The organism is Vibrio cincinnatiensis, from assembly GCF_022113815.1.
Classification (GTDB): Bacteria; Pseudomonadota; Gammaproteobacteria; order Enterobacterales; family Vibrionaceae; genus Vibrio; species Vibrio cincinnatiensis_A.
This window is the reverse complement of sequence record NZ_SGOM01000021.1, coordinates 1-7,036: the sequence shown is the minus strand read 5'-3', so window position 1 is coordinate 7,036 and position 7,036 is coordinate 1. Positions and strand designations below refer to the sequence as shown.

Annotated in this window: 5 protein-coding genes, 4 tRNA genes and 1 pseudogene; 7 read left to right on the top strand and 3 right to left on the bottom strand. The window is 41.5% G+C overall.

Annotation, left to right across the window (positions count from 1 at the left end; all coding sequences use genetic code 11):
• Positions 1–134 precede the first annotated feature (134 nt).
• Positions 135–1,144 (top strand): annotated as a pseudogene (locus EXA13_RS15880) (IS630 family transposase).
• A 216-nt stretch (positions 1,145–1,360) separates the two neighbouring features.
• Here EXA13_RS15880 and pssA read toward each other — a convergent pair.
• Positions 1,361–2,701, bottom strand: a complete 1,341-nt coding sequence (pssA, locus tag EXA13_RS15875; RefSeq protein WP_238134016.1) for a CDP-diacylglycerol--serine O-phosphatidyltransferase — start codon at positions 2,699–2,701, stop codon at positions 1,361–1,363.
• 89 nt (positions 2,702–2,790) lie between these two features.
• The gene (locus tag EXA13_RS15870) at positions 2,791–3,225 is read right to left on the bottom strand and encodes a GNAT family N-acetyltransferase (protein WP_238134015.1); all 435 of its coding nucleotides are present in this window, start codon (positions 3,223–3,225) and stop codon (positions 2,791–2,793) included.
• Positions 3,226–3,290: 65 nt separating this feature from the next.
• Between EXA13_RS15870 and murB the strand changes: the two genes are divergently transcribed.
• Positions 3,291–4,334: a UDP-N-acetylmuramate dehydrogenase gene (gene murB / locus EXA13_RS15865; protein WP_238134014.1), complete on the top strand. Its 1,044-nt coding sequence runs from the start codon at positions 3,291–3,293 to the stop codon at positions 4,332–4,334.
• Positions 4,331–5,293 carry a bifunctional biotin--[acetyl-CoA-carboxylase] ligase/biotin operon repressor BirA gene (gene birA, locus EXA13_RS15860; protein WP_238134013.1) on the top strand — a complete coding sequence of 321 codons (963 nt, stop codon included), beginning with the start codon at positions 4,331–4,333 and terminating at the stop codon, positions 5,291–5,293. The genes murB and birA overlap by 4 nt, the downstream gene beginning before the upstream one ends.
• Positions 5,294–5,334: 41 nt before the next feature.
• Here birA and coaA read toward each other — a convergent pair whose 3' ends face one another.
• Complete coding sequence (coaA, locus tag EXA13_RS15855) at positions 5,335–6,258, bottom strand: type I pantothenate kinase (protein ID WP_238134012.1); 924 nt, start codon at positions 6,256–6,258, stop codon at positions 5,335–5,337.
• A gap of 204 nt (positions 6,259–6,462) precedes the next feature.
• Between coaA and EXA13_RS15850 the strand changes: the two genes are divergently transcribed.
• From EXA13_RS15850 to EXA13_RS15835, 4 genes are all read left to right on the top strand, one after another.
• Positions 6,463–6,538: transfer RNA gene (locus EXA13_RS15850), tRNA-Thr, on the top strand.
• A 31-nt stretch (positions 6,539–6,569) separates the two neighbouring features.
• Positions 6,570–6,654, top strand: a tRNA-Tyr gene (locus tag EXA13_RS15845).
• A gap of 35 nt (positions 6,655–6,689) precedes the next feature.
• Positions 6,690–6,764, top strand: a tRNA-Gly gene (locus EXA13_RS15840).
• A gap of 13 nt (positions 6,765–6,777) precedes the next feature.
• Positions 6,778–6,853: transfer RNA gene (locus EXA13_RS15835), tRNA-Thr, on the top strand.
• Positions 6,854–7,036: the final 183 nt, after the last annotated feature.

Genomic DNA, 7,036 nt, shown 5'->3' with positions numbered 1-7,036 from the left:
GCACTTAAGGCTGCTATTCAAAGCTCAATCCTAGTCGACGTTCCATCGTCTAGGGAACCTTGCTGTTATCCTCAAAGGTGTAATACCAATTACATTAATTTTATGATCTAATAATTCACAGAAAAGGAGCTTCTATGAATTATGACTTTAGCCACTTAATCAAATCGACTGCGAATGCTCGATTGCGTATTCGATACCTTGCACTCGCACACTTCTTTGAAGGTAAAAGCCGCACAGAAATCGCTCAGTTTCTTAAAGTAAGTAGAACAAGCGTCAATAAATGGGTTAAAACCTATCTTGATTTTGGATTGGAAGGCCTACAAGAAAAACCTCATACTGGTCGTCCTCATCAGTTGTCTACGCAACAATTAAGCCAACTTAAAAAATTTGTTACAGACGCGGCTATCAAAGAGCACGGTGGACGCCTCCAAGCAAAAGACTGCACAGAATTTTGGCATCCAATACCGACAGGCGAATATCTATCGTATCCTTCATGATATCGGTTTGAACTGGATCACCACTCGCTCTAAACATCCCAAGCCGTCACCGAAAGCCCAAGACGACTTTAAAAAAATTCCAAATCGAAACGATCCATAAGATCCCAGGACATGTCTCTTTAGCTGATGTGCTCGTGTGGTTCCAAGATGAAGCTAGGTTTGGTCAACGCAATACAACAACGAGGATTTGGGCAGAAAAAGGAACGCGACCTAGAGCCATTCAGCAACAACAATTTGAATATGCTTATCTATACGGAGCTGTTTGCATCAATACTGGAGAAGTCGAAGCGACTGTCTCACCAGTCAATACTATGGAAGTGATGAGGGAACATTTAACGCTTATCTCTGATGCGACACCAGTGGGCAAACATTCTGTTATCGTTATGGATCAAGCGAGCTGGCATCAAAGTTATCTTGATAAAGAGTATTCAAACTTAACGATTATCCATATCCCACCCTATTCACCAGAGCTGAATCCAATAGAACAAGTATGGAGTTGGTTACGGCAGAATGAATTGGCTAACCGATGTTTTGATAACTATGAAGATATTGTTGATAGTGTTTTCGGTGCTTGGAATCGTTTTTCAGAGAACAAAAGCAGAGTCGTATCACTCTGCTTTAGGAGTTGGGCAAAAATGACCACTTAATTAATGTAATTGGTATAAGTATCTATAAGGCCTTGGTTTGTTAGAGAGTCTTGTCTGAATCCGATTCACACCAATTCAATAGGTGAGTAGGGAAGACTGAGTGGTAGAAAGCTGTTTAAAATGGGAGTTATTAAGGCTATCTATACGATATTTTACAAACGTTCGATAGCCTTAAAATTGGATCCTGTTTTTTAATTGCTATGCGCTGCTCTACAGCTAGAGAATTTGTTTTAACACTCGATCTGCTTTCACTCTTGTTACCTTTCGGATTAATTTTTGAACGGCATCTGGATAGCTATCAAGCTTTTCGATTTGCTTGTAAGTGCAAATTAACTGGGTGTGCTGAAGGATATTCTCCATCTCTAGTTCAAATTTTTGAGTAAGATGTTTGTGTTCATCTTTAATTAAAATGGCATTTTCTAGATCAAGCTTCCAAGCTCTGGGGTTTAGGTTATTCCCTGTAATTAACATATAGCGTTTATCAACCCAAATGCCTTTAAGGTGGAAACTATTGTCTTCATCTTTCCATAAGTGGATAGATAGTTTTCGGCTAGCAATATTGGCTTCGTTGATTTTGGCAAATCTTCGCAGATTCAGCTCATATAAATAGGGAAGTCCACCTATGGTTTTAAATGGCTCTTGAGGCGAGATGTAGAAATCATTGGCTGTCTTATCGCCTACAATGACATGTACTTTTACTCCGCGTTTAATTGCTTTTTTTACTTCTCGCGCCACAGACTTAGGAAAGTTAAAGTAAGGTGTACAGATAAAAATTTCTTCATTTGCTTGCGCAAGAAGTTCAACAATCGTCTGATTTAAATGGTTACGACGTTTACCTATGCCGACCAGTGGTGTTATTGCGACTTGATCCGAGCTGATTGCTTCAGATTGAAACTGGTAATTGGCGAGCGCGAGCGCAGCTCGAAACTGTCGGATATCGACTTTTATATCTTTTGTTTTTGGTTTGTTATCACATGCAAGATCGTGAACCGCGGGGTGCTCAAGCATTTCTTTTTGAATAAACGTCACCATGCTATCAGCAAGCGCTTTATTTTCTAATGTATGGTAGCGATCAAAGCGATAGCGCGCATTGTAATGTAGGTACACATTATTGATGCTAGCTCCACTATAGATAACGTGATCATCAATAATAAACCCCTTGAGGTGAAGAACGCCAAAAACTTCTTTTCCTCGAACCGGGATGCCATAGACGGGAATACAATGGGCATATTGCTCTTTAAAAGCACAATAGAGAGCGGCATTACCGGCAGAGGTTTCCGCCCCAATAAGGCCTCGTTGGGCTCTGTGCCAATCGACACAAATAATAATATCGAGTCCTGGGTTTCGTTGTTTTGCTTCGTAAAGCTCGGTGAGGATTTCTCGTCCTGCTTCATCATCTTCCAGATAGAGCGCAACAATATAGATACGTTTACTAGCTTGACGAATGGTGTCAATAAGGTGAGTTCTGAACTCTCTAGCTGAAAACAATACATGAAACTTATCGGGATCTTGCGCAATAGCGGGCAGTTGTTCAAATGTATTTCTACGAGCCATCATAGTGATGATTTACCTTACGTATGTACAAAATTGCGAGCAGAGAATCTTACCAAAATAGTATAATCGAAGGCTAGAAAAGTGGCGATTTATTAACATAAATCATCAATATACTGCATAGGAATAAGATTTTTCCCATTAGCTTGATAACGCTGTAGCAAAGCTCGTAATTCTGATGGAAGTTGCTCTGGGTCAAGAGTATGAAAGTTTCCTTTACCATAAAAGGATGTCAGATGTGGATAAGCAAAACAATAGTCCATGTGTTTCATTATGTTTTGTTTGCAGTAGAGCAATAACTGATAGCCAATACCTTGCCCTCTAACATCGCTAGCGACTGCCATGCCTGTTAATAATCGATAGTGTGCAACCGTACGAAATCGGACGAGGGCTTTTATCTCTCCATGCTGATATGCCGCGATCATCAACTCATTACTTTTGGGTTTAGTGCTTGGATAGTGCCGTTTGTAGAATCGTTTAATTAACGGTAACTTTAGAGGAGCTATCTGTTCAAACTGCAGAGTTGGCATTTGTATCTGTCTTCAAAAGGCATCTGTTGTAGAATGGGTGTAGTTTAATTTATTCAAAGAATCGCATGCAATTACATCATAACGCAAATCTTCAGGCTTACCATACCTTCCATATTAACCAGGAATGCAAATATTTGGCGGTTGTTCACTCAGTCGAAGATATTATTCACCTTTACCAAGGTGTTGAATTTCAAAATACGCCTAAATTAGTGTTAGGGAAAGGAAGCAATGTACTCTTTACCGAACCTTATCAAGGGGTCGTTATTATCAATTGTCTGTCCGGTATTTCTCATACGGAAGATGCGCATCATCATTTTCTGCATGTTGCGGGTGGAGAGGACTGGCCGAAACTTGTTGAATGGTGTATCCAGCATCAATTTGCGGGTTTAGAAAACTTAGCCATGATCCCTGGGTGTGCGGGTTCTGCGCCGATCCAAAATATTGGTGCTTATGGTGTTGAATTTAAAGATGTCTGCCTTTATGTAGACTACCTATGCCTTGAAAGTTTTCGTGTTAAACGATTGAGTGTTTCAGAGTGCCAATTTGGCTATCGTGATTCGATCTTTAAACATTCTCTTTATGATAAAGCGATTGTGGTTGCGGTGGGATTAAGGCTTCCTAAATTATGGAAACCGAATCTGTCTTATGGCCCCCTAAAAATGTTGCCTGCTGACAGCTCTGCAGAAGATATCTATCGTGTCGTCTGTCAGGTTAGAAGAGAAAAGCTGCCTAATCCTCGAGAAAATGGTAATGCTGGTAGCTTTTTTAAAAATCCCATCATTAGTTTGGCTCACTTTCAACAATTAAAACGTCAATATCCGGAACTGATTGCCTACCCGACAGACAAGGGTATGAAGGTGGCCGCTGGGTGGCTTATTGATCAAGCAAATTTAAAAGGAAGCCGAATCGGCGGCGCTCAAGTTCATGCTAAACAGGCTTTGGTTATCGTCAATATTGCCGATGCAACCGCTGAGGATGTCATCCAATTAGCATTAAAAATTTGCCATGATGTTTTGGAAAAGTTTGGAATTGAGCTTGAACATGAAGTTCGCTTCATGGGGGCGAGGAGTGAAGTTAACCTAAAGACATTCGTAGGAAAGAAAAAATGAGAGAGCACAATGTTAAGTTGAGTCTGCTAAGCACATTAGCCGATGGTACTTTTCATTCCGGAGAGTCTCTGGGTGAGCAGTTAGGTATGTCACGTGCGGCGATCAGTAAACATATTCAAGGGATTCAAGCATGGGGGATAGATATCTTCCGAGTCCAAGGGAAAGGCTATCAATTGGCAGAGCCTTTGACCTTGCTCGATGAGCGAGAGATCCAATCTCAAGTAAGGAATCCGGTTGAACTTCATCCTATTATTGATTCAACTAACCAATATTTATTAGATCGTATCAGCCAATTATCCTCAGGTTCGGTCTGTCTTGCTGAATATCAGAAAAGTGGCCGAGGGAGGAGAGGGCGACATTGGGTTTCCCCATTTGGCTCTAACCTCTACTTTTCTATGTATTGGCGATTAGATGCAGGAATGGCCGCAGCTATGGGCTTAAGCTTGGTTGTGGGTGTTGCGGTCGTAGAAGCATTAGAACGTATGGGGCTTGTAGGCGTAAAGTTAAAGTGGCCTAACGATCTTTACTTCAATGACAGAAAGCTTGCTGGAATTCTCGTTGAAATGTCTGGGCAAGCCGGCGGTGCGGCGAACCTTGTGGTAGGTATCGGAATGAACCTATCTATGCAAGACAAAGGGAAGAATATTGATCAACCTTGGACAAGCTTAGCCGATGTCATCGGTGGGGAGCATATTGATCGAAACCAGCTCGCAATCCAATTGATTCGAGCACTCGATGAAGCCTTACAGCAGTATGAATACACAGGCATGCAGGATTTTGTCGAACGCTGGAATCGATTAGATAACTTCATTGGTCGTCAAGTTCGTCTTCTTATTGGGCCTAATGAAATTGTTGGAATAGAGCGAGGGATCGATCCGCATGGGGGCGTTCAATTAGAAACGAGTGAAGGAATAAAGAGCTACATCGGTGGAGAGATTTCCCTTCGTAAGGGGGATTAATCTCTCTAAGTGGATCATACTAATTGATGGTATTTGTTTTGCTATTTACGCAGTAACACATTTTCTACACTGTGGTGCAGGCCTTTTCTTAAAATAAGTTGGGCGCGTTCTTTCGTTGGTAAAATATTCTCTTGTAAATTTTTACCATTAATTGAACTCCAAATATGCCTTGCTTTCGCTATCGCTTCATCTTCACTCAACTGAGTGTAGTGATTAAAATAGGATCCCGGTTTTTTAAACGCCCCATGACGAAACTTCATAAAGCGTTCCACATACCATTTTTCAATCATTTCAGCGTCAGCATCCACATAGATTGAAAAATCTAGAAAGTCCGAAATGAAGACTCGATGGGGATCGTGAGGATAGTCCATTCCACTTTGCAGTACATTTAATCCTTCAATAATTAGAACATCCGGTCGATCTACTACTTTTTGTTGTGTAGTAATGTCATAGGTTAAATGAGAATAAACGGGTGCAACCACATGAGGAAGCCCTGCTTTAACGTCGGAAACAAACTGAACTAAGCGGCGAATATCATAAGATTCAGGAAAACCTTTCTTATGCATGATATTTCGATCATTGAGAATTTTATTGGGGTATAAAAAACCATCGGTTGTAATCAATTCTACCTTTGGATGATTATCCCAGCGAGAGAGTAGAGCGCGTAATAATCGGGCGGTTGTACTTTTACCGACGGCTACACTGCCTGCTATACCAATAATAAAAGGGGGCGCTTTTTCTACATTACCAAGGAATTGATTGAGCACCGTATTACGACTTTGCCTTGCTGCAACATAGAGATTCAACAACCTTGCCAGCGGAAGATAAATCTCTACCGCTTCTTTCATGGTTAAACTTTCGTTAATCCCTTGCAGTTCTTGAAGATCACTTTCTGACAGTGTCATAGGCACTGAGTTACGTAGCTCAGCCCACTGGTGACGAGCAAAAGACAGATACGGACTCATAAATGTTCAATCGTATTATTAGAATAAGTGGGGAACATACAATATGCAGCCCATCTTGCAAACGAGAAACGTGTGAGAATTAGCGATTTAACCCAAAAATGCATAAAAAAACAGCGAATAAACAAAAACCTGATAAATTTTAAATTTTTTTACGGATTGGGGTTGCAAGGTCGCAGATCATTCAATAGAATGCGCCCCACTTATGCCGACTTAGCTCAGTAGGTAGAGCAACTGACTTGTAATCAGTAGGTCACCAGTTCGATTCCGGTAGTCGGCACCATTTCCTGATAATTCAGGAAATAGAAAAATTTGGAGGGGTTCCCGAGTGGCTAAAGGGAGCAGACTGTAAATCTGCCGGCTCCGCCTTCGATGGTTCGAATCCGTCCCCCTCCACCATATTCTTAAGGAAATAGCTCACAGAGTTACGTGTTGCGGGCATCGTATAATGGCTATTACCTCAGCCTTCCAAGCTGATGATGCGGGTTCGATTCCCGCTGCCCGCTCCACTCATTTTAGAGTGCTGATATAGCTCAGGTGGTAGAGCGCATCCTTGGTAAGGATGAGGTCGGCAGTTCGAGTCTGCCTATCAGCACCAGCTCTAAGCAAAGTTTTCCTTTTGATATATACTTTACTACCGAACTTTTTTGGTTGCGTGGTCATAAATTAAAGCCACCTAAATCCGTACCTAGAGGGACAACCCATGTCTAAAGAAAAATTTGAACGTACGAAACCGCACGTAAACGTTGGTACTATCGGCCACGTTGACCACGGTAAAACC

What these genes read in the sequence shown, in the direction of transcription:
- pssA (WP_238134016.1), bottom strand. Translation starts at nt 2,701, where the DNA reads ATGATGGCTCGTAGAAATACATTTGAACAACTGCCCGCTATTGCGCAA.
- EXA13_RS15870 (WP_238134015.1), bottom strand. Translation starts at nt 3,225, where the DNA reads ATGCCAACTCTGCAGTTTGAACAGATAGCTCCTCTAAAGTTACCGTTA.
- murB (WP_238134014.1), top strand. Translation starts at nt 3,291, where the DNA reads ATGCAATTACATCATAACGCAAATCTTCAGGCTTACCATACCTTCCAT.
- birA (WP_238134013.1), top strand. Translation starts at nt 4,331, where the DNA reads ATGAGAGAGCACAATGTTAAGTTGAGTCTGCTAAGCACATTAGCCGAT.
- coaA (WP_238134012.1), bottom strand. Translation starts at nt 6,258, where the DNA reads ATGAGTCCGTATCTGTCTTTTGCTCGTCACCAGTGGGCTGAGCTACGT.